General features: G+C 70.7%; 17 protein-coding genes. 3 read left to right on the top strand and 14 right to left on the bottom strand.

Translation table 11 applies throughout. The features are described 5' to 3' along the window. Positions 1-35: 35 nt before the first annotated feature. The 13 genes from recN to ACS5PV_RS11485 all read right to left on the bottom strand — a co-directional run bounded on the left by recN (position 36) and on the right by ACS5PV_RS11485 (position 15874). Positions 36-1709: a DNA repair protein RecN gene (gene recN / locus ACS5PV_RS11545; RefSeq protein WP_455395468.1), complete on the bottom strand. Its 1674-nt coding sequence runs from the start codon at positions 1707-1709 to the stop codon at positions 36-38. Between the two features lie 112 nt (positions 1710-1821). Continuing rightward, positions 1822-2724, bottom strand: a complete 903-nt coding sequence (locus ACS5PV_RS11540) for an outer membrane protein assembly factor BamD (RefSeq protein WP_455395467.1) — start codon at positions 2722-2724, stop codon at positions 1822-1824. A gap of 268 nt (positions 2725-2992) precedes the next feature. Further along, complete coding sequence (gene lpxC / locus ACS5PV_RS11535; RefSeq protein WP_455395466.1) at positions 2993-3940, bottom strand: UDP-3-O-acyl-N-acetylglucosamine deacetylase; 948 nt, start codon at positions 3938-3940, stop codon at positions 2993-2995. A 390-nt stretch (positions 3941-4330) separates the two neighbouring features. After that, a complete protein-coding gene (gene ftsZ / locus ACS5PV_RS11530) occupies positions 4331-6166 on the bottom strand; it encodes a cell division protein FtsZ (protein ID WP_455395465.1) in 1836 nt (611 codons plus the stop codon). Positions 6167-6282: 116 nt separating this feature from the next. Next, positions 6283-7608 carry a cell division protein FtsA gene (gene ftsA, locus ACS5PV_RS11525; RefSeq protein WP_109957878.1) on the bottom strand — a complete coding sequence of 442 codons (1326 nt, stop codon included), beginning with the start codon at positions 7606-7608 and terminating at the stop codon, positions 6283-6285. Positions 7609-7708: 100 nt separating this feature from the next. Then, positions 7709-8743, bottom strand: a complete 1035-nt coding sequence (locus tag ACS5PV_RS11520; RefSeq protein ID WP_455395464.1) for a cell division protein FtsQ/DivIB — start codon at positions 8741-8743, stop codon at positions 7709-7711. Positions 8744-9239: 496 nt separating this feature from the next. Then, the gene (murB, locus tag ACS5PV_RS11515; protein ID WP_455395463.1) at positions 9240-10160 is read right to left on the bottom strand and encodes a UDP-N-acetylmuramate dehydrogenase; all 921 of its coding nucleotides are present in this window, start codon (positions 10158-10160) and stop codon (positions 9240-9242) included. Between the two features lie 373 nt (positions 10161-10533). Next, positions 10534-10836, bottom strand: coding sequence for an endonuclease domain-containing protein (locus tag ACS5PV_RS11510; protein WP_455395462.1), 303 nt, complete (start codon positions 10834-10836; stop codon positions 10534-10536). A gap of 15 nt (positions 10837-10851) precedes the next feature. Then, complete coding sequence (murC, locus tag ACS5PV_RS11505) at positions 10852-12270, bottom strand: UDP-N-acetylmuramate--L-alanine ligase (protein ID WP_455395461.1); 1419 nt, start codon at positions 12268-12270, stop codon at positions 10852-10854. A 102-nt stretch (positions 12271-12372) separates the two neighbouring features. Further along, complete coding sequence (locus tag ACS5PV_RS11500) at positions 12373-13488, bottom strand: UDP-N-acetylglucosamine--N-acetylmuramyl-(pentapeptide) pyrophosphoryl-undecaprenol N-acetylglucosamine transferase (RefSeq protein ID WP_455395460.1); 1116 nt, start codon at positions 13486-13488, stop codon at positions 12373-12375. Between the two features lie 109 nt (positions 13489-13597). After that, complete coding sequence (locus ACS5PV_RS11495; protein ID WP_455395459.1) at positions 13598-14737, bottom strand: FtsW/RodA/SpoVE family cell cycle protein; 1140 nt, start codon at positions 14735-14737, stop codon at positions 13598-13600. A 131-nt stretch (positions 14738-14868) separates the two neighbouring features. Beyond that, positions 14869-15111 (bottom strand): hypothetical protein, encoded by a 243-nt coding sequence (locus ACS5PV_RS11490; RefSeq protein WP_455395458.1) that lies wholly within the window; start codon positions 15109-15111, stop codon positions 14869-14871. 133 nt (positions 15112-15244) lie between these two features. Next, entirely contained in the window at positions 15245-15874 is a 630-nt protein-coding gene (locus ACS5PV_RS11485; RefSeq protein ID WP_455395457.1) for a ParB-like protein, read from the bottom strand. Positions 15875-16427: 553 nt separating this feature from the next. Between ACS5PV_RS11485 and ACS5PV_RS11480 the strand changes: the two genes are divergently transcribed. Genes ACS5PV_RS11480 through ACS5PV_RS11470 form a run of 3 tightly spaced genes read left to right on the top strand, consistent with a single transcriptional unit; the run spans position 16428 to position 22646 of the window. Then, positions 16428-17741: an efflux RND transporter periplasmic adaptor subunit gene (locus tag ACS5PV_RS11480; protein ID WP_455395456.1), complete on the top strand. Its 1314-nt coding sequence runs from the start codon at positions 16428-16430 to the stop codon at positions 17739-17741. Between the two features lie 49 nt (positions 17742-17790). Continuing rightward, the gene (locus ACS5PV_RS11475; RefSeq protein ID WP_455395455.1) at positions 17791-20928 is read left to right on the top strand and encodes an efflux RND transporter permease subunit; all 3138 of its coding nucleotides are present in this window, start codon (positions 17791-17793) and stop codon (positions 20926-20928) included. A gap of 5 nt (positions 20929-20933) precedes the next feature. Then, positions 20934-22646, top strand: coding sequence for an efflux transporter outer membrane subunit (locus ACS5PV_RS11470; protein ID WP_455395454.1), 1713 nt, complete (start codon positions 20934-20936; stop codon positions 22644-22646). Positions 22647-22825: 179 nt separating this feature from the next. Here ACS5PV_RS11470 and ACS5PV_RS11465 read toward each other — a convergent pair whose 3' ends face one another. Next, positions 22826-24370 (bottom strand): DUF1598 domain-containing protein, encoded by a 1545-nt coding sequence (locus ACS5PV_RS11465; RefSeq protein WP_455395453.1) that lies wholly within the window; start codon positions 24368-24370, stop codon positions 22826-22828. Positions 24371-24380: the final 10 nt, after the last annotated feature.

Here is a 24380-nt window from a genome sequence, read left to right as displayed (position 1 = left end):
GAGCTTAACCGCATGGCAATGTCTGTCGAGGGGCGTCACGCCGAGGCCGCCTGGAGCAGCCGGGCCGCGGCGGCGCGGGCCTCCTCGGTCACCGTGGCGCCGGCGAGCATCCGGGCGATCTCCTCCTGGCGTGGCACCGCCGCGAGCGGCTTGACCCGGGTCGCGACCCGGTCCGAGCCCTTCACCGCCTCCTTGGCGATCAGGAAATGCGTCGAGGCGCGGGCGGCGACCTGGGGCGCGTGGGTGACCGCCACGGTCTGGACCCGGGCCGAGAGCCGGGCGAGGCGGGCGCCGATCGCGTCGGCCACCGCGCCGCCGACGCCGGTATCGATCTCGTCGAAGATCAGCGTCGGGGCCGAGCCCTTGTCGGCCAGCACCACCTTGAGGGCGAGCATGAACCGCGACAGCTCGCCGCCGGACGCCACCTTCATCATCGGGCCGGGCCGGGTGCCCGGGTTGGTCTGGGCCCAGAACTCGACCCGGTCGAGGCCGGCGGGGTCGCGGGCCTCGGGGTCGGTGGCGATCTCGGTGATGAAGCGGGCGCGCTCCAGCTTCAGCGGCGGCAATTCGGCCTGCACCGCCTTGTCGAGGGCGGAAGCGGCCTTGCGCCGGCCCTTGCTCAGGGCCTCGGCCTTCTCGAGATAGGCCGCGTCGGCCGCCGCGAGGTCGGCCTCGAGCCTGCCGAGCGCTTCCTCGCCGGCATCGATCACCGCGACGTCGCCCTCGTAGCGCTCGCGCAAAGCCGCGAGGTCGTCGACCGCGACGTTGTACTTCCGCGCCGCCGCGCGCAGGCCGAACAGCCGCTCCTCGACCCGCTCCAGCTCGCGCGGATCGAACTCCGCCGCCTGGAGCGCGTCCTCCAGGCTGGTACGGGCCTCGTCGAGGGCGACGAGCGCGTTGTCGAGGGCGTTGATGCTGGGCTCGACCAGGCTCGGGGCCTGCGCGGCGCGGCGCTCCAGCTTGCGCAGGGCCGCCGAGAGGTGCGCGGTCGGCGAGCCCTGGCCGGCGACGGCGTCGAGGGCCTCGTTGAGCTCGCGGGCGACCTTCTCGCCCTGCTGCATCGCGGTGCGGCGCTCGGCGAGCTCGGTCTCCTCGCCAGGCTTGGGGTGGAGGGCGGCCAGCTCCTCGACGGCGTGGCGCAGGAAGTCGACCTCCTTGCGGGCGGCCTCGACCCGGGCGCGGTGCTCGGTGAGGGCGAGGCGGGCCTGGCGCACCCGGCGCGCGCTCTCGGCCACCGCCGCCTGCCGGGCGTTCAGGCCGCCGAAGGCGTCGAGGATCGCCCGGTGGGTGGTCGAATCCGACAGGGCCCGGTCGTCGTGCTGGCCGTGGATCTCGACCAGCGCCGCCCCGATGGCGCGCAGGACCTGCACGCCGACCGGCTGGTCGTTGACGAAGGCGCGGGTGCGCCCGTCCGCGACCTGGACCCGGCGCAGGATCAAGTCGCCCTCGGTGTCGATCTCGGACGCCGCCGCGAGCGCCCGGGCCGGATGGTCGGCCGGCACATCGAACACCGCGGTCACCTGGCCCTGCGCCTCGCCCTGGCGCACCAGGCGCCCGTCGCCGCGCCCGCCGAGCGCCAGCGTGAAGGCATCGAGGAGGATCGACTTGCCGGCGCCGGTCTCCCCGGTCAGGACGCTCAGGCCTTCGCGAAAGTTCAGCTCGAGCTTATCGATCAGGACGATGTCGCGGATCGCGAGCTGAACCAGCATGCCACCCTTGCCGGGACGTGAAGGAGGAGATCGGGCGGGTATCTACAGCCGAACGGGCCGCGGCGCGAGTGCGCGCCACGGCCGCATGTCTCGGGTTCGAATCGCGAGGCTCTTACTGCGCCTCGGCGGTGCGCGTGTCCATCCCGATCACGCCGCGGAACGCCTTGCTGATCCACGACGCCTTCTCCTCGCGCGGCTGCAGGCCGCCGTTCTGGAGCAGGTTGTAGGCGTCCTTGTACCAGGGCGAGTCGGGGAAGTTGTGGCCGAGCACCGCCGCGGCGGTCTGCGCCTCGCCGGTGATGCCGAGCGCCATGTAGGCCTCGGCCAGGCGCTCCAGGGCCTCCTCGACGTGGCGGGTGGTCTGGTACTTGCTCACGACGTCGCGAAAGCGGTTGATCGCCGCCGGGAAGTTGCGCCGCTCGAGGTAGTAGCGGCCGATCTCCATCTCCTTGCCGGCGAGCTGGTCGCGGGTGATCTGGATCTTGGCCTTGGCGTCGACGGAGTATTCCGAGGTCGGGTACTTCTGCACCAGCTCGGTGAGCGCCACGAGGGCCTTCTCGGAGCGGTCCTGGTCGCGGGTCACGTCCGGGATCTGCTTGTAGTGCGACATCGCCAGCAGGTACTGGGCGTAGGCCGCGTCCTTCGAGCCCGGGTGGCGCTGGAGGTAGCGCTTCGAGGCGGTGATCGCGTCCTCGTAGCGGCCGCCCTCGTAGTTCGAGTAGGCGGTCATCAGCACCGCCTTCCGCGACCAGTCGGAATAGGCGTACTGCTTGTCGAGGTCCTCGAACTTCTTCGTGGCGCCCTCGTAGTCGCGGTCCTCGAGCTTGCCGAGGCCCTGGCTGTAGAGCTTGTCGGCCGGGATGTCGGCCACGACCTCAGTCTTGTACTTCTCGGATGCGAACGGGTTGATCGAGTCGATCGCGTCGCAGCCGGCGAGCCCCAGGCCGCACGCCGCCAGCAGCGCGGTCCGCAGGACGGTCACCTTCGCGTCGCGAAGCGGGTGGGCGAACGGCATTCGGGTTCTTCCCCAAGCAGGCGGCCTTGCATGGCCGCTGATCCACGAGCCCCTTAGCCCAGGCCGGCGCGGCGCGCCAAGCCCGTGACGGCCACAGCACGGAGCTGGCGGCCATCGGTCAGGAACCTCTTAACCCTGCGGGGCGAATGGGGCACCAAGACGGCGCGGAGGCGGCGCGAGGCGGTGCAGGTTCCGGTGGTCGCCGTCGCGCGGCGACGAAATCGTCCCGATGTGGCCCGGCGGCAACGCGGGCCGGACGACGTCTCGTTCAGAGTTCCGGGGCGTAGACGGCGGCGCCGAGGCCGACGCCGAACTCGGCGAAGACCGGCTCGCGCCGGGCGCCCGCGCCCTCGACGATGGCGTAGTTGGCCCGGTCGGCGAAGAGCTCGCCCAGGACCGCCACGTTGAGGCCGTGGCCGCCGCAGAACGACTGGTAGGCGCCGAGGATCGGCAGGCCGGCGAGCGCCAGGTCGCCGACCGCGTCGAGGATCTTGTGGCGGACGAACTCGTCCGGGTAGCGCAGGCCCTCCGGGTTGACCACGCCGCCGTCGCCGACCGCGACGGTGTTCTCCAGCGAGGCGCCGAGGGCAAAGCCCGCCTTCCAGTAGCGCTCGACGTCGCGCATCATCCCGAAGGTGCGGGCGCGGGCGATCTCGCGGCGGTAGGCGGCGGGGGTGAGGGTCAGGGCCTTGCGGCTGCGGCCGATCACCGGGCTCTCGAAGTCGATCTCGACGTCGAGGTGGAAGCCGCGCTCGAACGGGCGCAGCTCGGAATAGGCGCGGCCCTTCTCGGTCCGGACGGTCTTGAGCACCTTGATGAAGCGGCGGGGGGTGCCGCAGGAGGTGGTGCCGACCGCCTCGATCGCCGCCACGAAGGGGGCGGCGCTGCCGTCGAGGATCGGCATCTCGGGCCCGTCGATCTCGACGAGGCAGTTGTCGATGCCGAGCCCGTAGAGGGCGGACATCAGGTGCTCGATGGTGGCGACGGCGCCGGTCTCGCGGCTGCCGATGACGGTGCAGAGCTCGGTGGCGCTGACCTGGGCGTACTGGGCCTGGATCAGGCGGTCGCGGCCATTCGCGAGGCCGGTGCGCAGGAAGGCGATACCGTGATGCGCCTCCGCGGGATGGAGAGTGATCGCGACGGGGTTGCCGGAGTGGACGCCGATGCCGGAGAGGCTCGCGGCGGAGCGTAGGGTCGTCTGCTGACTTGTTCTCATTACCTCAGCCCTCGGCCGCGACTCACCAGCGTGTCCCGTTTCCAGGCCCACGTTTCGAGGCGATCCGTCCGTTGCTTGAAGCCCCTGTGGGTGTCCGTGCCGGCGGTCCCGCGCGGCCTTCGCCCTTGTGCGTAGGACACCTATAGTCGCGCTCGAAAGCACGGCCAAATCACGGATTCTTACGCTCTGTAACAGTCCCGAGGTTCCGCTACGGACACGAAAAGCCGTTATCCCTCAAAAGCTTGAACAACGCGTAAACCCCGAGGCCGGGCGGCCTCGGGGTGTGTCATTTGGGCGGCACCGGCGCCCCGCGTGGCAGGATCGTGGCGCCCGGCGACGGCCCCCGGGCCGTCGCGCCTTGCGGCGCAGGCCCGGGGGCCGGCCCCAGCGTCAGTTGGCCTGGCGGCGCAGGAAGGCCGGGATCTCGAGCTGGTCGTCGTCCATCATGCGGGCGCCGGCCGGCACCGCGCGGCCCTGCGGGTCGAGGTTGCCCTGCGCCGGGCGGTAGCCCTGGGGCTGGGCCGGGTAGCCCTGCGGCGCGTAGGCCTGCGGCGGGGCCTGGCGCGGCGCGGGGGCATGGGCCGGGGCGGCGTGGTGCTGCATCGGAGCCTGCTGGCGCACCGGCGCCTGGGGCATCGGCCGCTGCTGGACCGGCTGCGGCGCAGGCGCGGGAGCGGCCTGGACCGGCTGGCCGGCTTCGTCCTCGCGCCGGCCGCCGAAGCCGACGGTGGCGAGGCGGCGCAGCAGCGAGGTGCGCTTGGCGTCCGGCGTCGGCGTCTGGTGCAGCGGCTCCTCGCCGCGGCTCGCCCGGATCTGGTTCTGGCCCGGCAGCGGCAGGTCCTGGATCCGCGGCATCGCCGGCGCGCGCACCACCGTCGGGGACGGCGGGATGAACGGGCCGGAGGCCATCGGCATCTGCGGCTCGGGCGCCGGGACCGGGGCGGGCTCGTAGACCGGGGCGCTGCGCGGCTGGGCCGGGGTGATCTGCACCTCGTCGCGCATCAGGCTGGCGAGCTGCTGGGCGCTCGGCATCTCCATCCGGACCGGCTCAGGCTGCGGCGCCGGGGCGTGCGCCACCGGCTCCGGCGCCGGGGCCCGCGCTACCGGGGCCTCGGCGGGACGAAAGGAGGCGGTGGAGGGGGGCGCCGACGGGGTGGCGGCCCGGGCCCGGGCCTCGGCGCGCAGGCGCTCGGCGACCTCGGCGATGCGCTGCTCGGTCTGGGCGATCTCCGGCGAGCCGATCGCGTTGGCGTTGATCAGCGCCGGCTCGATGCCGGTGGCGACCACCGAGACCCGGATGATGCCGTCGAGGCTCTCGTCGAAGGTGGCGCCCAGGATGATGTTGGCGTCGGAATCGACCTCCTCGCGGATGCGGGTGGCGGCCTCGTCGAGCTCGTAGAGGGTCAGGTCGTTGCCGCCGGTGATCGAGATCAGCAGGCCGCGGGCGCCCTTCATCGAGACGTCGTCGAGGAGCGGGTTGGCGATCGCGGCCTCCGCGGCGCGGTTGGCGCGCTTCTCGCCCGACGCCTCGCCGGTGCCCATCATCGCCTTGCCCATGCCGCGCATGATCGCCCGCACGTCGGCGAAGTCGAGGTTGATGAGACCCTCCTTCACCATCAGGTCGGTGATGCAGGCGACACCCGAGTAGAGCACCTGGTCGGCCATCGCGAAGGCGTCGGCGAAGGTGGTCTTCTCGTTGGCGACCCGGAACAGGTTCTGGTTCGGGATCACGATCAGGGTGTCGACGGCCTGCTGCAGCTCGTTGATGCCCGACTCGGCGGTGCGCATGCGGCGCACGCCCTCGAACTGGAACGGCTTGGTGACCACGCCGACCGTCAGGATGCCCATGTCGCGGGCGGTGCGGGCGATGACCGGGGCCGCGCCGGTGCCGGTGCCGCCGCCCATGCCGGCGGTGATGAAGCACATGTGGGCGCCCGAGAGCTGGTCGCGGATCTCGTCGATCACCTCCTCGGCGGCGGCGCGGCCGACGTCGGGCTGCGAGCCGGCGCCGAGCCCCTGCGTCACCCCGATGCCCATCTGGATCACGCGCTCCGCCTTCGAGGAGGTCAGCGCCTGGGCGTCGGTGTTGGCGACCACGAACTCGCAGCCGAGGAGACCCGACTCGATCATGTTGTTGACGGCGTTGCCGCCGGCGCCGCCGACGCCGAACACGGTGATGCGGGGCTTCAGTTCGCGGATGTCCGGAGCTTGCAGGGAGATGGCCATGATGCGCGAGCCTCTGATGATACGTTACGTTTCTGGTGGCGCCTGATCGGCGCCGTTTGCCGTCCCACCTCGCCGGCGCGGCCCGTTTCCGGGGCCCGCGCCGGGAGGCGATCCCGTTAGAAGCTCTCCCGGATCCAGCGTCCGACCTTGGAGAGGTAGGTGTCGGAACCGAGGCCCGCATGGCCGGACTGGCCGCGGGGCTCGAAGTGCTCGACGTGCGAGACCTGGGGGTAGACCAGGAGGCCGACCGCGGCCGAGAAGGCCGGGCCCTTGGCGGCCTCGGGCAGCCCCTTGATGCCGAGGGGCCGGCCGATCCGGACTTGGCCCTGCAGGATGCGGCGGGCGACCTCCGGCAGGCCGACGAGCTGGCTCGCGCCCCCCGTCAGCACCACCCGGCGCCCGGCCTGAGCGGCAAAGCCCGCGTTGCGCAGGCGGTCGCGCACCAGCTCCAGCACCTCCTCGACCCGCGGGCGGATGATCCGCACGAGGTGCGATTTGGGGATGTGGTGGGGCAGGTCGCGCTCGTCCTCGTCGACGCCGTGGACCGCGATCATGTCGCGCTCGTCGGACGCCGTCGCCATCGCGGCGCCGTAGAGGGTCTTCAACCGCTCGGCCGCCGCGACCCGGGTCGAGAGCCCGCGGGCGATGTCCATGGTGACGTGGTGGCCGCCGACCGCGAGCGCGTCGCAATGGACGAGGTGGCCGCCGGAGAACACCCCGACGCTCGTCGTGCCGCCGCCCATGTCGACGACCGCGACCCCCATCTCGGCCTCGTCGTCGACGAGCGCCGACAGGCCCGAGGCGTAGGGCGTGGCGATCACCGCCTCGACCCGCAGGTGGGTGTTCTCGACCGCCAGCATCAGGTTGCGGGCGGCCGCGATCTCGGCGGTGACGACGTGCAGGTCGACGCCGAGGCGCTCGCCGAGCATGCCGGACGGATCGACCACCGCGCTCTGCTGGTCGAGGGAGTAGCCGGTCGGCAGGGCGTGCAGCACGGCGCGGCCCGGGCTGATGCTGTGGGTGCTCGCCGCCTCCAGCACCCGCTGCACGTCCGAGCCGGTGACGGCGCCGGTGCGCACCGGGACCTTGGCGTCGAAATGCTGCGAGCCGAGGCGGCCGCCCGACAGGCTGACGATGACCGACTGCACCTCGACCCGGGCCATGCGCTCGGCGGCGTGGACCGCCTGGCGGATCGCGGTCTCGGCCGCCTCGAGATCGACCACGGCGCCGCCCTTGAGGCCGAGCGAGCGCTGATGGCCGATGCCGATGATGCGGGCGAGGTGGGTGCGGCCGCGCAGCGTCGCCAGGGTCTCGACCGGCTGCAGCTCGGCGACGAGGCAGACGATCTTGCTGGTGCCGATGTCGAGCACCGACAGGGTCGCGCTGCGGCGCGCCGAGAGCGGCTTTAAGCGCGGCGTGAGACCGTGCTGGAGGAGACTCATGACGCGATGCTCACGGACAAGGAAACGGTGATGGCGGGGCGGGGGTAACCGGCGGGCAAAGATCCCGGGAGACCCGCGGGCGTCACGTCTCGCGCGCGGGTCATGTCTCGGTTCCCTTCGGTTTCTTCTGCTTCTTCTGGGCCTCCAGGCGCGCCGCCGCGCCCTCCTCGGTCAGCCGCACCACCACCCGGTCGGGCAGCCGCAGGTCGACCGCGATGATGTCCTTCTCGAGCAGGCTCGACTCGGCCTCGAGCTTGACGAGGCGGGCGACCGCGTCGCGGGCGCCGGCCTCGGGCAGGCGCACGTCGATGCCGTCGAGCTTGAGGGTCCAGCGCCGGCCGGAGACCAGGGTCCCGGCCCGAATCCGCTCGCGCAGCGGCCCCGCCGCCTCGAGCAGCGCGAGGTATTCCTTGGTGCGCAGGTTGGCCTCGTCGCCCACCACCAGCGGCAGGTTGGCGAAGCGGCCGTCGCGCATCTGGTCGATCACCGTGCCGTCGGCGGCGATCACGGCGATCTCGCCGTTGCGCTGCCACAGGGCGCTCGGCTCGCGCTCGGTGAGCGTGACCAGGAGCTCGCGCGGGTAGATCTTGCGCACCGAGACCGCGCCGATCAGCGGCACCGTGGACAGGCGGTCGCGCACGTCGACGACGCTGAGGAAGGGCAGCGAGTTGCGCTGGTCGATGCCGGCGGCCTTCAGGATCTCGGCCGAGCGCAGCTGGACGAGCCCGGTGATCGTGACCTTGTCGAGGCCGAAGCCTAAGCCGCGGGCGGCCATGTCGAAGGGGGTGCCGTAGCGGGCCGAGACCTCGGCGTAGCCGCCGCCGGACACGAAGCCGGCAACGGCCACGAGGCCGAAGAACCCGAAGGCCAGGCCCATCCCGAGATGGCGCGGCATCCGCCGCTCGATCGGCACCGCCACCGAGGCGCGGCGCGGGCGCAGGAAGCGCGGCAGGACGCGGGCGAGACGCGACTCGCCGAGACGCGGTTCGCCAAGGCGCAGGTCGCCGAGCCGCGCATCGCGCGAGGGACCGCCCCAGGCCGGCGCCGTCCCCGGCGGGGGAGCGGGCATGCCGGCCTCCTCGCCGGCATAGCCGGCGTCGGTCAGCGGCTCAGGGAAGCGTCCACCACCATCCATGGGGCGAGTTCACCGAAAACGATACCCGGCACGGGCTGCGATCTCCGGCGCGGAGGCGGTCTCGGATCGTCCGGGATTCGCTGTGCCGCCCCGCCTCCGGCCCGCCGGCCGGGGCCGATGGGTCGTCGCGAGGGGTCGGCACGGCTCACGCCCGGCATCCAAGTGCTTGATGCGCCGTTAACGCCAACTCTCGAACTCGCTGGTAAATATCCGGTAAAATTTTCGGGTCCCGCACAGGGATCGCGCAGCCCCGGCGGCCCCCGTCGCCGGGGCGCCACGCCGCGGCGACGGCCCGGCCCGGGATCGTCCCGCGGATCGCGACGGGGCCGGAAAGAGCCGCATCTTCAGGCATTTGCGGGCGGGTCCGCGGGCCCATGCCCCTAGCCGGGATCGGTCCCGGCGGGCGCCGGGAGGCCCCGCGCGGGCGCGGGGCCGGGAGGGTGCGAATGGTTACCGACGGCGGTCCCTGGCGGGGCGCGCCCGGGTGATTCGCGAATCAGCGCGCGGCGACGCCGATGCGCTTGATCTCCCAGTGCAGCTCGATGCCGGAGGTCTCGCGCACCCTCTTGCGCACCTCCTCGCCCAGGCCCTCGATGTCGGCGGCCGAGGCGCCGCCGCGGTTGATGAGGAAGTTGCAGTGCATCTCCGAGACCTGGGCGCCGCCGCGGGTCAGCCCGCGGCAGCCGGCGGCGTCGACGAGCTGCCAGGCCTTGCCCCCGTCCGGGTTCTTGAAGGTCGAGCCGCCGGTGCGCTCGCGGATCGGCTGCGCCGCCTCGCGGGCCGCCGTCACCCGGTCCATCTCGGCCTCGATCGCGGCGCGGTCGCCGGGCCTCCCGCGATAGGTCGCCTGGGTGAAGATCAGGTCGGCGGGCGCCGAGCAGTGGCGGTAGGCGAAGCCCATCTCGGCGTGGGACAGGACGTGCAGGGTGCCGGCGCGGTCGACGGCGCGGGCCTCGACCAGGACGTCGGTGGTCTCGCCGCCATGCGCGCCGGCATTCATCCGCAGCGCGCCGCCGACCGAGCCCGGGATGCCGCGGTAGAAGGCGAGGCCGTCGAGCCCGGCCTCGGCCGCGGCGCGGGCGAGCTTCATATCGGGCACAGCCGTGCCGGCCCGGATCGTCTCGCCCTCGATCGTGACCGACCCGAAGGCCTTGCCGCCGAGGCGGATGACGAGCCCCGGCACGCCGCCGTCGCGCACGATCAGGTTCGAGCCGAGGCCGATCACCGTCACGGGCACCTCCGCCGGCAGGGCCGAGAGCGCGGCGGCGAGGTCGTCCTCGTCGGCGGGCGTGAACAGCACGTCGGCCGGGCCCCCGACCCGGAACCAGGTCAGGTCGGCGAGCGGATGGTCGGGCAGGAGGCGGCCGCGCAAGCGCGCGGGTTCCAGGGCGGCGAGGATGGCGGCGGAGGTCGTCATGGATCCGTTCGGGATGATGCAGGGTGCCCCTCCCCGCTCGCGGCGGGGCTGTCCGAGGCCAGGAAAAGGTGCGGGTTCTCCCCTCTCCCCGCGGGCGGGGAGAGGGCTGCGTCCCCGTTCAGGGGATGCAGCGAGCCCGGAGGGCGGGGGTGAGGGGGTGTCTCCGAAATAGCCTCACTCGTCGAGCCCCCCTCACCCTCGCTTCGGCTTCGCCTTCGCTTGCCGTGTCCCCTGAACGGCGACACGGCCCTCTCCCCGCCCGCGGGGAGAGGGGAAACCCGCGCCTCTTCTTTCCCCGGACAGCCCTGCCGCCTGCCGGGAGAGGAGGGGCGGCGTTCCGTGATGGAAGCCAGGATGGTCTCGACGACGCCGGTCATGTTGCGGGCGAGCCGCCGTTCCAGAAGCGGAGCACGCGCCAGCCCTGCGAGGAGAGCCAAGCGTCGCGGGCGCGATCGTAGCCGCTCTCCGCATGCTGGCTGCCGTCAAGTTCCACGATCAGCTTCGCCTCCCGGCAGGCGAAATCGGCGAAGTAGCGCCCGATCGGCAGTTGACGCACGAACTTGGCGTCCGACAGGCGACGGTCACGCAAGCGCGACCAGAGCGCCCGCTCGGCATCGGTCTGGGTCCGCCTCAGTGTGCGGGCCCGCGCCGTACCAGGATCGTCGGGGCCGCGCATCGGAATGTCAGCGCCTCACGCCGCCTTCTCGCCGCCGGCCGACGCGAGCTCGCCCGGGAGCGCGTAGGCCCACTGGGTGATGTTGCCGGCGCCCAGGCACACCACGTAGTCGCCCGGCCCCGCGAGCCCGCCGACGATGCCGGCCAGGTCCTCGGTGCGCTCGAGCGCGATGGCGTTGCGGTGGCCGCGGGAGGTGAGGCCCGCCACCAGGGTGTCGCGGTCGATGCCCTCGATCGGCGCCTCGCCGGCGGCGTAGACCGGGGCGACGATCACCGTGTCGGCGTCGTTGAAGCAGGTGCAGAAATCGTCGAACAGCGAGGCGAGCCGCGAGTAGCGGTGCGGCTGCACCACCGCGATCACGCGGCCGTCGGTCGAGGCGCGGGCGGCCTTCAGCACCGCCCGGATCTCGACCGGGTGATGGCCGTAATCGTCGAAGATCTGGACGCCGTTCCACTCGCCCGTGCGGGTGAAGCGCCGCTTGACGCCGCCGAAATTCGCCAGCGCCTTGCGGATCGCCTCCGGCGACACGCCGAGCTCGTGGGCGACCGCGAGCGCCGCGGTGGCGTTCAGCGCGTTGTGCTTGCCCGGCATCGGCAGGACGAGGTCCTCCATCTCCATCCGGAAGCCGGGGCGGCGGTCGCGGATCATCACCCGGAACCGGCTCTGGCCGCCCTTCAGGTCGACGTCGATCAGGCGGACGTCGGCCTGCGGGTTCTCGCCGTAGGTGACGATGCGCCGGTCCTCGATGCGCCCGACGAGGTCCTGCACCGTCGGGTGGTCGATGCACATCACCGCGAAGCCGTAGAACGGGATGTTGTCGATGAAGGCGCGGAAGGCGTCCTTGATCGCGTCGAACGAGCCGAAATGGTCGAGGTGCTCGGGGTCGATGTTAGTGACGATGGCGATGTCGGCGGGCAGCTTGAGGAAGGTGCCGTCGGATTCGTCGGCCTCGACCACCATCCAGTCGCCCTCGCCCATGCGGGCGTTGGTGCCGTAGGCGTTGATGATGCCGCCGTTGATGACCGTCGGATCGAGGCTGCCGGCGTCGAGCAGGGTGGCGACGAGCGAGGTCGTGGTGGTCTTGCCGTGGGTGCCGGCGACCGCGACGCAGGACTTGAAGCGCATCAGCTCGGCCAGCATCTCGGCCCGGCGCACCACCGGCAGGCGGCGCTCGCGGGCGGAGACCAGCTCCGGGTTGTCGCGGCGGATCGCGGTCGAGACCACCACGAGGGCGGCGTCGGCGAGGTTCTCGGCCCGATGGCCCACGAAGGTGCGGATGCCCTTCTCGGAGAGCCGGCGCACGTTGGCGTTGTCGGACGCGTCCGAGCCCTGCACCGTGTAGCCGAGATTGTGCATCACCTCGGCGATGCCGGACATGCCGATGCCGCCGATGCCGATGAAGTGGATGGGTCCGAGCTTGTCCGGCAGCTTCATGGAGTCGGGGTCCTTCACGTCTTCTTGTTCGGTCAATGGCCGCTGCGGGCCGACATCGTCTCTGGGCGGCCGCTACCGAGCCGACATGGCTTGCTGGCGGCCCTAACGGACCGCACGGGCGGTCTCGACCACCAGCGCGGCGAGGCGCTCGGCGGCGTCGGGCAGGCCGGCCCCCTTGGCGGCGGCGGCCGCCTTGGCGAGCCGGTCGGGATCGCCGAGCAGCGCGCCGAGATCGACGGCCAGCCGCTCAGGGGTGAAGTCCGTTTGTGGTCTGGGAAAGGCGGCGCCGATCCCTCCCAGCACCGCGGCGTTCGCCGCCTGGTCCTGGTCGAGGGAGCCGGGCAGCGGCACCAGGATCGCCGGCCGGCCGATCACCGCGAGCTCGGCCACCGTCGAGGCGCCGGAGCGGGCGACGACGAGGTGGGACGAGGCCATCTTGGCCGGCAGGTCCTTGAAGAACGGCGCCACCGTGAAGGCGGCAAGGCCCGCGCCCTCGTAGAGCGCCTGCACCCGGGCCATGTCCTCGGCCCTCGCCTGCTGGATCACGGTCAGGCGGGCGCGCAGGGGCGCCGGCAGGCGCACGACGGCGTCGGGCACCACGTCGCTCATCACCCGCGCGCCCTGGCTGCCGCCGAAGGCGAGGAGTTGGAGCGGGGCATCCGGGCCGACGCCCGGATAGGGCATCTCGGCCGCGGCCAGCACCGCCGGGCGGACCGGGTTGCCGGTGTGCACGCGCCGCGCCGTCGCCTTCTGCGGCACGCCGCGCACCTCGGGGAAGCCGGTGGCGATCACGCTGGCGCCGCGGGCGAGAAAGCCGTTGGCGCGGCCCATCACGGCATTCTGCTCGTGCAGCAGGGTCGGCACCCGCAGCATCTGGGCGGCGAGCAGCGGCGGCACGGTGGGATAGCCGCCGAAGCCCACGACCACCGCCGGGTTGAGGCGGCGCACCTCGCGAAGCGCCGCCGCAAAGCCGCGCCCGAGGGTCGCGAAGGCGGTGACGCGGCGCAAGGGAGAGCGCCCGCTCGACGGGGTGGCGGAGGGCACCGCCACGATCTCGGCGGCCGGGAACTCGCCCGAGAGCGCCGCGACCCGGCTGTCGGTGGCGAGCACGACCCGGATGCCGCGCTCGCGCAGGCGCAAAGCCAGGGCCTCCGCCGGAAAAAGGTGGCCGCCGGTTCCGCCGGCGGCGAGCAGGACGAGGGGCTGGGCGACGGTCATCGGGCGGCCGGTTTGCGGGGGCTGTGCATGCGGTCTTCCGGTCAGGGATCGGCGTCGAGGGCCCCCCGTGTGTCACGGCAGGCCCCCGCGGTCACCCCTCGAGTGGTTTTCAGCGCGCCGCGCCCTCGTCGCGGTTGAGGAGCGTGGTGCGCGGCCGGCGCCGGGTCAGGGCGACGAGGAAGCCCATCCCGAGGGCGAGCGAGATCAGCGACGAGCCGCCGTAGGAGATGAACGGCAGGGTCATGCCCTTGGCCGGCATCATCCGGGTGTTCACAGCCATGTTGATGCAGGCCTGGAGGCCGAAGAGCGCGGTGAGCCCGGTGATGGCGAGCCGGCAGAAGATGTCGTCGCTGCGCCGCGCCAGCATCAGGCCGCGCATCACGATGAAGGCGAACAGCAGCACGATGCCGATGCAGACGATGACGCCGAACTCCTCGCCCGCCACCGAGAAGATGAAGTCGGTATGCGCGTCGGGCAGGTGGCGCTTGGCGACGCCCTCGCCCGGGCCGGTGCCGAGCCAGCCGCCGGAATTGAACGATTCCTGCGACCAGAAGGTCTGGAAGTTGTCGCCCGAATCCTTGTCCATGAAGCGCTGGATGCGGGCGCGCACGTGGGGCAGGAACTCGTAGGCGGCCGCGACCCCGATGAGGCCGGCCCCGCCGAGGCCGCCGACCCAGAACCAGTGCAGCCCGGCCACGAACACCATGCAGCACCACACCATGGTGACCAGCATGGTCTGGCCGAAATCCGGCTGGAGGATCAGGGGCACGATGGTCATCGGCAGGAGCAGCACGGCGAGCGTGCCGCCCGGCATGTCGCGCCGGCGCGCGCCCTCCGCGAAGGCCCAGGCGGCCAGGATCACGAAGGCGGGCTTGACGAACTCGGAGGGCTGGACGCCGATCGGCCCGAACTGGATCCAGCGATGCGCGCCCTTGATCTCCGGCCCGTACTTGGTGGCCGCGATGCACAGGACGATGCCGAGGCCGTAGGTGACGAGCGCCATGCGCCGGATGTGGCGCAGCGACAGGAACGACACCGCCAGGATGAGGGCGATGGTCGGCAGCAGGTACATTACCTGCCGGTTGAGGAAGTGGAAGGTCGGCAGGCCGAGGCGCTCGGCCACCGGCGGACCGCCGGCCATCAGGAAGACAAGGCCGGCCGTCATCAGCACGCCGAGGCCGGCGAGCAGTGCCCGGTCGACGGTCCACCACCAGTCGCCGAGATGCGAGCGTTCCGCACGGGACATCATGGCTTGCAGGGCCCCTCGTTCACCATGCGCGACCATCGGACGGAATGGTAAACCGAGTGTTGCAGCGGCACCGCAGGCGACGCGGGAACCCGTGATGCCGCCGCGGACCGGCCCCGGCTGGCCCTAACGGATCAGCCCTGGAACATGCCGTGCGGCGCCAGCTCGAAGTGACGGGCGTAGTCGTCCTCCAGGGTCTCCCACGGCATCAGCATCACGCCGTGCAGCGGCGCCGCGCCGGCCGTGAGCGCTCCGAAGCGCCGCAGGATCAGGGCGAGCTCGTAGGCCGTGATGTCGGGCTTCGGGGTGAACTTGTAGAAGTGGGTCTCGTTGTCGACCGGATCGGCGCCCATGCTCTTCAGCAGCGAATCGAACATGACGGAGGTCCCCCGTACCGGCGCGGCTCCCCTCGCGCCCGACGGGAGGTTAGGCCGGGCGGCGGCCTGCGGCAAATAAACTTGATGGGAGGGGCCGTGGGACGTCGCGAGCATCCCTTCCGGCTCCGATCGCTCAATCCTTGTGCGCCCCGCACCAGCCCGGCAGGTACACCGCCGCCTTGGAGCGGGCGAGCGACAGGGCCTCCTCCAGCGCGTCGGAGAAATCGTGCTTCACGTTCTTGCGCTTGATGTGCCGGCGCAGGAAATCGGCCCACAGGAACTCGCTGAACGGGGTCGTGTCCTTGGCAAAGCCCCCGGCCCGGCGCAGCTCGCCGGCGAGGCTGCGGAAGGGATCGTCGGCGAGGTCCTCGATGCTCTTCGGGAGGTCGTCGATGTCCCGGCGCACGCCGTCGGCATCGTAGGGGTGGACCCAGGCGCGGTGGTCGGCCACGACCCAGAACGCGTCCTTCTCGAGGTGGTGCAGGTCGGCCACCACGATGGTGAACACGCTCTCCACTCCCTCTTCCTGCAGCGCGCGGGCGAGGTGGTGGTGGTCGAGGACGTAGCGGCGCTTCTTCGGCCCGAGCAGGACCGGGATCATGTGCGAGGCGAGGAAGGCCTCGCGGTCCTTCTCGTCCTGGGTCTCGCGCCAGCGCCGGCGCTTGGCCTCCACCTCCCGGTAGCCGACCGTCATCTGCGTCGGGCGCAGCTCGGAGATCGGCGTGCTGTGGAGGATCGGGTCGCGGACGGAGGAGCGGCTCATCGGGCGGATCATCGGGGTTGCACGCGCGGGACGGCCGCGCCGGATTCAGAGAGTTTGGGCGGACCGTCCCTTGGGTCAAGCGGCCGGGCCGAGGCCTCATGATCTAACGGACCCGCCGACGCGCCGGCCACGCCTCATCCAGACGGATTAATCCGCATCGCCGAAGGCCTTGCCGCGACCGCGGCAAGCCGTTGACGCATCGATCGATTTACCGCTCGAACGACCGTGACGGCAGGGCTTGGCGGTCGGCCGCCGCCGCGGGCGGATGCGCGGCTGCACATCCTTGACTTGGCTTCGGTTTGCTCGCCAAGAGACGGTCACCGGAGCGCCGCCCGCGAAGCGCAGCGCCCCGGCCCGGTTCCTGCTTCGATACTCCCGTCCGTCACGGAATTGACGCGGGGACAGGGCAGGACGCTCGGTGGACCCAGGATTGAGGCACAGGCAGGGGGCCGTCGGCTGGCTCGGGACCGCTCGGACGCCGCCCCGTCGCGGGGCGTAGCGTGGAAGCGCCCGAGGATCCGGCCGTAAACCCCCGGCGAATGGTCGGCGCGCGATGGATACCAACAACCCCCTGACCAAGGAGCCTCTGACCTCCCGGGCGGCGGCGCGGCGGCGCGGCGGCCTCGGCTGGGTCGTCACGCTCCTCGTCCTCGCGGGCGCCGGCGCGGCGATCTGGTTCGTGCCCGCCCTCGCGCCGGTCCGCGAGCGCCTGGAAGAGCTCCTGGTGCAGCGCCAGGGGGTCGAGGGCCAGGCGCCGGAGGCCGGCGAGACCGCGGCGGCGCCGGTGTTCCGGCCGAGCAAGCAGCAGCGCGCGAGCTTCGGCATCGAGACCGTGCAGGCCCGCGACTTCCGGCCCGAGGGCTTCGCGGAAGGGCGCATCACCGTCAACGAGGACGACAACGTCCCGGTCTACACGCCCTATGCCGGCCGGGTGACCAAGGTGATGGTCCGGGCCGGCGACCGGGTGAAGGCGAACCAGGTGCTGTTCACCCTGGAGGCCGCCGACATGGTCTCGGCCCTCAACGACTTCCAGGCGGCGACGAACGCGCTCGCCAAGAACCAGGCGCTGCTCAAGCTCAACCAGACCGTGGCGGCCCGGCTCCAGGAGCTGTTCCAGGCCAAGGCGGTGGCGCTGAAGGACTGGCAGCAGGCCCAGAACGACGTGATCGCGGCCCAGAGCGACCAGCGCTCGGCGGAAGCGGCACTCCAGGCGGTGCGCAACCGCCTGCGCATCCTCGGCAAGTCGGACGCCGAGATCGACGCCTTCGCGCGCAACGGCGCGATGAGCCCCGAGACCGAGATCCGCGCGCCGATCGCCGGCACCATCGTGCAGCGCAAGGTGGGCCTTGGCCAGTACCTCGCCTCGGGGAGCGACCCGGCCTTCATCATCGGCGACCTCTCGACCGTGTGGCTCGTCGCCAACGTGCGCGAGAGCGAGGTACCGCGGATCAAGCTCGGCCAGGAGCTCGAGGCCAGCGTGATCGGCTTCCCCGACCGGGTGTTCAAGGCGAAGATCAGCTACATGGCGGCCTCCCTCGACCCTGCGACGCGCCGCCTGCCGGTGCGGGCCGAGATCGACAACGCCGAGGGCCTGCTGCGCCCCGAGATGTTCGCGACCTTCACGATCCTCACCGGCCGCGACGAGAGCGCCCCGGCGATCCCGGCCTCCGCCATCGTCTACGAGGGCGCCCGCGCCCGGGTCTGGGTCGAGCGGCCGGACGGCACCATCGCGTCGCGAGGGGTCACCCTCGGGCTCTCGGGCGGCGGCCTCGTGCAGGTGGTGGACGGTCTGAAGGTGGGCGAGCGGGTGGTGACCCGCGGCAGCCTGTTCATCGACCGCGCCGCCTCCGGCGACAAGGCTTCGTGACCCCTGGCCTTCCCGGGCCCGTGAATTCAAACCCCGCGAGAGGGGCACCATGAACCGCCTGATCGATTTCGCCCTGCGCCAGCGGGTGCTGGTGCTGCTCCTCTTCATCGCGACGCTCGGGATCGGCTACGCCAGCTTCCAGCAGCTCAACATCGAGGCCTACCCGGACCCGGTGCCGCCGCTCGTCGACGTCATCACCCAGAACCCGGGCCAGTCGGCCGAGGAGATCGAGCGCTACATCACCATCCCGCTGGAGGTGCAGCTCGCCGGCATCCCGAACGCCACGGTGACGCGCACGATCTCGGTCTTCGGCCTCTCGGACGTGAAGATCCAGTTCACCTACGACTTCACCTACCAGGAGGCGCTCCAGCGCGTCCTCAACCGGCTGTCGCAGCTCGCACCGCTGCCCAACAACGCCCAGCCGCAGATCTCGCCGACGAGCCCGATCGGCGAGATCATGCGCTACCAGGTGGCGGGCCCGCCGGGCTTCTCCTCGACCGACCTGAAGACCCTCCAGGACTGGGTGCTCCAGCGCCGCTTCAAGGCGATCCCCGGGGTCGTCGACGTCTCGGCCTTCGGCGGCAAGACCAAGGAGTTCGAGGTCGCGGTCGACCTGCGCAAGCTCCAGGCCCAGGGGCTGACCCTGGTCCAGCTCGTCACGGCGCTCAACAACTCGAGCACCAATGTCGGCGGCCAGACCCTCAACGTCGGCGAGCAATCGGCGGTGGTGCGCGGCATCGGGCTGATCCGCGACATGGACGACATCCGCAACACCATGATCACGCAGGTCAACGGCGTGCCGGTGCTGGTGCGCGACGTCGCCGAGGTGTCGGTCAGCAACGCGCCGCGCCTCGGCATGGTCGGGCACGAGAACAACGGCGACATCGTCGAGGGCATCGTGCTCCTGAGCCGCGGCGGCAAGAGCCTGCCGACGATCCAGCGCGTCGAGGCCGAGATCCAGAAGATCAACTCCTCGGGCATCCTGCCGCCCGGCGTGCAGGTGGTGCCGCTCTACGACCGCAGCGCGCTCATCCACACCACCACCCACACGGTGATGCACAACCTCGTCTTCGGCGTGGTGCTGGTGTTCCTGATGCAGTGGCTCTTCCTCGGCAGCCTGAAGAGCGCGATCATCGTCGCCGCCACCATCCCGTTCGCGCTGGGATTCGCCATCACCATCATGGTGGCGCGGGGCGAATCGGCCAACCTCCTGTCCCTCGGCGCGATCGATTTCGGCCTCATCGTCGACGCGACGGTGATCATGGTGGAGAACATCTTCCGCCACCTCGCCGAGCACAAAGGGCCGACGCATCGCGGCAGCGGGGTCAAGCTCGGGCTGATCGCGTCGGCCGCGCGCGAGGTGAACCGGGCGATCTTCTTCTCCGCCTCGATCATCATCGTGGGCTTCCTGCCGCTCTTCACGCTCACCGGCGTCGAGGGCCACATCTTCGGCCCGATGGCGAAGACCTACGCCTACGCGCTGGTCGGCGGATTGATCGCCACCTACACGGTGTCGCCGGCGCTCTCGGCCCTGATCCTGCCGAACCACGTCGAGGAGCGCGACACCATCGTGGTGAAGATCCTGCGGGCGCTGTTCCGGCCGCTCCAGAGCTTCACCCTCAGCAACCGGATCCTGACCGTCCTGATGACGGTGGCGATGCTCGGCTGCACGGGCGTCGCGATGCGCACCCTCGGTCTCGAGTTCCTCCCCACCCTGGAGGAGGGCAACCTCTACATCCGCGGCACGATGCCGGCCTCGATCTCGCTCGAGGCGGGCAACCCCTACGTCGAGCGGATGCGCAAGCTGATCGGCTCCTACCCGGAGGTGACCACGGTCGTCTCGCACCAGGGCAGGCCCGACGACGGCACCGACGCCACGGGCTTCTTCAACGTCGAGATCTTCGCGCCCCTGAAGCCCGCCGACCAGTGGCGCCCGGGGCTGACCAAGGAGAAGCTGATCGACGAGATCTCGGGCCGCTTGCGCGAGGAGCTGCCCGGCATCGAGTTCAACTTCTCGCAATACATCCAGGACAACGTCCAGGAGGCGGCCTCGGGGGTGAAGGGCGAGAACTCGGTCAAGATCTACGGCACCGACCTCGCCGAGATCACCCGCGCCGCCAACGACGTGAAGGCGGCGCTCGCCACGGTGCCGGGGGTGACGGATCTGGCGGTGTTCACCTCGCTCGGCCAGCCGACGGTGCGCATCGACATCGACCGGGCGCGGGCCGCCCGCTACGGCCTGGCTCCCGGCGACATCGCCACCACGATCTCGGCGGCGATCGGCGGCCAGGCCGCCGGCGACCTCTACGAGTACGGCAGCGACCGCCACTTCCCGATGCGGGTGCGGCTGGCGCCCGAATACCGCCGCTCGCTGGAGACGATCCGCAACATCACGGTCGGGGTGACGAACCCGAACGGCGGGGTGATGCAGGTGCCGCTCTCGGAGATCGCCCAGGTCCAGCTCGTCTCGGGCGCGGCCTTCATCTACCGCGAGAACCAGGAGCGCTACATCCCGGTCAAGTTCAGCGTGCGCGGGCGCGACCTCGGCGGCGCGGTGATCGAGGCGCAACGCCGCGTCGCCGAGCAGGTCGAGCTGCCGGCCGGCTACCACCTCGAATGGGTCGGCGAGTTCACCAACCTGCAAGGGGCGATCGCGCGGCTGAAGCTCGTGGTGCCCTTGACGATCGGGCTGATCGCGCTTCTGCTCTACGTCAACTTCGCCTCGCTCACCGACACGCTGCTCACCTTGAGCGTGATCCCGATGGCGCTGATCGGCGGCATCTTCGCGCTGGTGCTCACCGGCACCCCGTTCTCGGTCTCGGCGGCGATCGGCTTCATCGCCCTGTTCGGCATCTCGACCATGGAGGGCGTGATCCTGCTCTCCTACTGCAACCAGCTGATGGACGAGGGCTGGGCCCGGGCGGAAGCGATCCACCACGCTGCCGACGTGCGGATGCGCCCGGTGATGATGACCTGCGTCGCGGCCTGCGTCGGCCTCCTGCCGGCGGCGGTCTCGACCGGCATCGGCTCGCAGGTGCAGAAACCCCTCGCCCTGGTGGTGGTGGGCGGCATCCTGCTCGCGCCGATCCTGATCCTGGTGGTGCTGCCGGTGCTGATCGCGGCGTTCTCGCGCCACCGTCCGCGGGTGCCTGTCGCCCCCGTGCGACAGCCCGAGCCGGCGGAGTGAGCTAGATGCTGTCCCGACCCGACACGCTCACCCCCGCCAGCATGCCCCCTTCCATGCGCGCCCTCCTGCGCCTCTCGACCGCGATCACGGCCCCGCGCGCCGCCGCCGCTCCCGCGGCGCAGGACGCGCTGCCGGGCGATCCGACCCTGGACGAGGCGGATCCGGACGAGGCGGGCACGGGGGATCAGGCGGGGCCCCGCCCCGCCGCGCGCACCGCGGCGCGCATCCTGGCGGCGGCGCTCGCGGCTGCCTCGGCCTCGGCCTGCATGGTCGGGCCCGATTTCCAGGGCGCGACCCCGCCGCCGGTCTCGCGCTACACCAAGGAAGCCTTGCGCAACCCGGACACCAGCGCCGAGGACCGCCGCAACGGCGCGCTCAGCCAGACCTTCGCGACCGGGCGCGACGTGCCGGGCGAGTGGTGGACGCTGTTTCGCTCCAAGGCCCTCAACACCCTGGTGGCGGAGGCGCTCGCCCGCAACCCGAACCTCGAAGCGGCGCAGGCCTCCTTGCGGGCGGCGCGGGCCACCACCGAGGCGCAGCGCGGCGCGCTCTTCCCGCAGGTCGGCTTCAACTCCCAGGCCTCCTACAACAAGGCCCCGGGCGGCGACCTGCAATCGCCGCTCAACAACAACGACCTGCTCTACAGCCTCGTCACGCCGCAGGTGACGGTGAGCTTCACCCCCGACGTGTTCGGCGGCACCCGGCGCGCCCTCGAATCGCAGGCGGCACAGGCCGAGGGGCAGCTCTGGCAGCTCGAGGCGGCCTACCTCACGCTCAGCGCCAACGTCGTCGCGGCGGCGATCCAGGAAGCCTCCCTGCGGGCCCAGATCGCCGCGACCGAGAAGGTGATCCAGGCCCAGACCGACCTCCTGAACCTGATCACCAAGCAGCAGAATGCCGGCCAGGTCGCGGGCGCCGACGTGGTGCAGCAGACCGCCCTGCTGGCCCAGTCGCAGCAATTGCTGCCGCCGCTCCAGCGCGCGCTGGCGCAGCAGCGCAACCTGCTCACCGCGCTCGCCGGCCGCTTCCCGAGCGAGGAGGTGAGCCAGACCTTCACGCTCGCCTCGCTGCACCTGCCCCGCTCCCTGCCGGTGAGCCTGCCCTCGCGACTGATCGAGCAGCGCCCCGACGTCAAGGCGGCGGAAGCCGCGGTGCACGCCGCGAGCGCCCAGGTCGGCGTCGCGGTGGCCAACCGCCTGCCGCAATTCACCATCTCGGGCGCGGTCGGCGCCAGCGCCACCAACTTCGCCGCGCTCCTCAACCCGGCCGCCAGCCTCTGGACCATCGCCGGCGCGGTCGCCCAGCCGCTCTTCGACGGCGGCACCCTCTTCCGGCGCCAGCAGGCGGCGGAGGAGAACCTGGTCCAGGCGCAAGCCCAGTACCGCGCCACCGTCATCACCGCCTACCAGAACGTCGCGGATGCGCTCCGCGCCCTCCAGGCCGACGGCCGCGCGGTGGCGGCGGCCAACGCCGCCGTCAAGGCGAGCCAGCAGAGCGTGGAGCTGGTGCGCAAGCAGTTCGGCCTCGGGGCGGTCAGCAGCGCTTCGCTGCTCATCACCCAGTCGGCCTACCTCCAGGCGGTGGTGACCCAGGCCCAGGCCCAGGCCAACCAGTACGCCGACACCGCGGCCCTGTTCCAGGCGCTCGGCGGCGGCTGGTGGAACCGGCGCGACGTGAAGCCGATGCGGGACCCGAAGGATCCAGCGCCGTTCCTATAGGGAAACGGCATTCCTTGAGGCTTCGCCGTAGCGGCGTGCGACAGGCCTTTGCGCGCCACCGGTCGCCCCTTGCCGATGACGAGGCCGACCTCGGCCCCGGGGCACGACGGCGCGAGTGTCTGCATCCCGCACGGGAGAGGACCGGCCCCGGCCGGGAGCGCAACCGCCGCTTCTTCGGGCTACGTACTCTTCCCCTTCATCACCAATCGCGCGGCACAAGCAGCGCCAATCAACCCGATAGGGATGATGTACATCAGACTTTTGAAATCATAGCCCTCGCGCCTCGGTGGAGGAGGATCCGCCAGCTTGACTGTCTGAGATTCGAGCCGCTTGAAAAAATCGCTCGTCTCGGATGTGGTGGCTTTCGGCGGTTCTGCATCCAGCGCCAGCACTGCCCAGCTGATGGCACGGGCGGACGGCCTCGAACGGGTGATTTGGCCGGAGAGACGCATCCCCTGAGAGATGCCGGGTTCGGTCTTCCGCAATCCACGGTGGAACTCCATGGACACTCCACCGCAGACCCTGTGCGTCAGCGTGGATCGCCCGCCCTTGACGTCACGGGTGAACTGCTCCCAGCGTGACAGACCGGGCAGCGTCGTCGGCACCTCGACTTCGAAATGCTCGAATTCGTGGACCAACTTGTGAAGGCGATCTCTTCCACGTGGTTGCTCTGCATATTCTTTGGCGTATGCAAGTCCGATTGCAAAATGCCTGAACACATTACCAAGTTCTCGCCAGATCGGCTCAGACATCTCGATTTCTGCCATTCGTGCAGTCCATGAGCACGCAAAGGCTCGCGCATCGGCATTCACCTGTCCGGTTCCCTGATTGGAACCAACAACCTCGTCCTCGGCGCTTAGAACCACATCGGATCGGTCAAGGAAAATCGTATTGTTGGATTTTTGGTAAGAAAATTCTCCAGGATGGAACCAGAATCTCGTCGAAGTGCTCCCGGACTGATCTTTCCCCTGCTTGGCACGCTTCCAAACTTCATCGAATGTCCCGGGCAATCCAGGCTTGATCGGCAGGTTGACCCGGCTCAAGCCGACCATTTTCATGCGATAATCGGCGTCGACAAGTACCTTGGCCGCGCGTGATTGGCGCGGCATCCCCTCGACCCTCACATTTTGCCCGCCCGAACAGATTTCGACATATTTGTTTTTAGCGCCAGCCTCCTTCGATTTGACATTTCCGGCGCGGGCAAGAATTTCTTCGACCGGATCAATCGAGATCAGGCGACCTGATCGGCCCGTTGAATAAGAATATTTATTAAGCTGGGCTGCGACGTTCGGCTGCGACGACTGGGACGAATATTTGTCCGGAAACAAGGCGATCTGCAGTCCGAGAATGAAATCCGTCAAGTATAGTTCCGGCTGCCCGGGTTCCAAAACGCCCCAGACGATGATGTCATCGTCGGTTTCGAGGTAGCCGTCCATCCGGGTCAGTCCCGGGATGCGAGCGTCCGGGGAAGGCCTGCTTTCCAGCAGCCGAAGGATGGAGACGGCTCTTTCGGGATTCGGCTCGCTGGATCCGGCTCGCGGGGGCGCGCAGGCCGTTTGCGTCGGCGGGCTTATCGCCTCGAACGGCATGACCATGCGATTTTCAGGAAACGAATCTTTACCCAAGGCCCGTGCCGCAACCGGTCCGAGCACAGCCCCAGCCGCTGCTCCGGAGACCATCCTCAGCATCGTTCGCCGTGATATGATCGGATCGGATATCTTCATGGCAATATGC

The organism is Methylobacterium sp. Gmos1, from assembly GCF_053764715.1.
The sequence above is the reverse complement of the archived record's forward strand: the minus strand, read 5'-3'. Positions and strand labels throughout refer to the sequence as shown.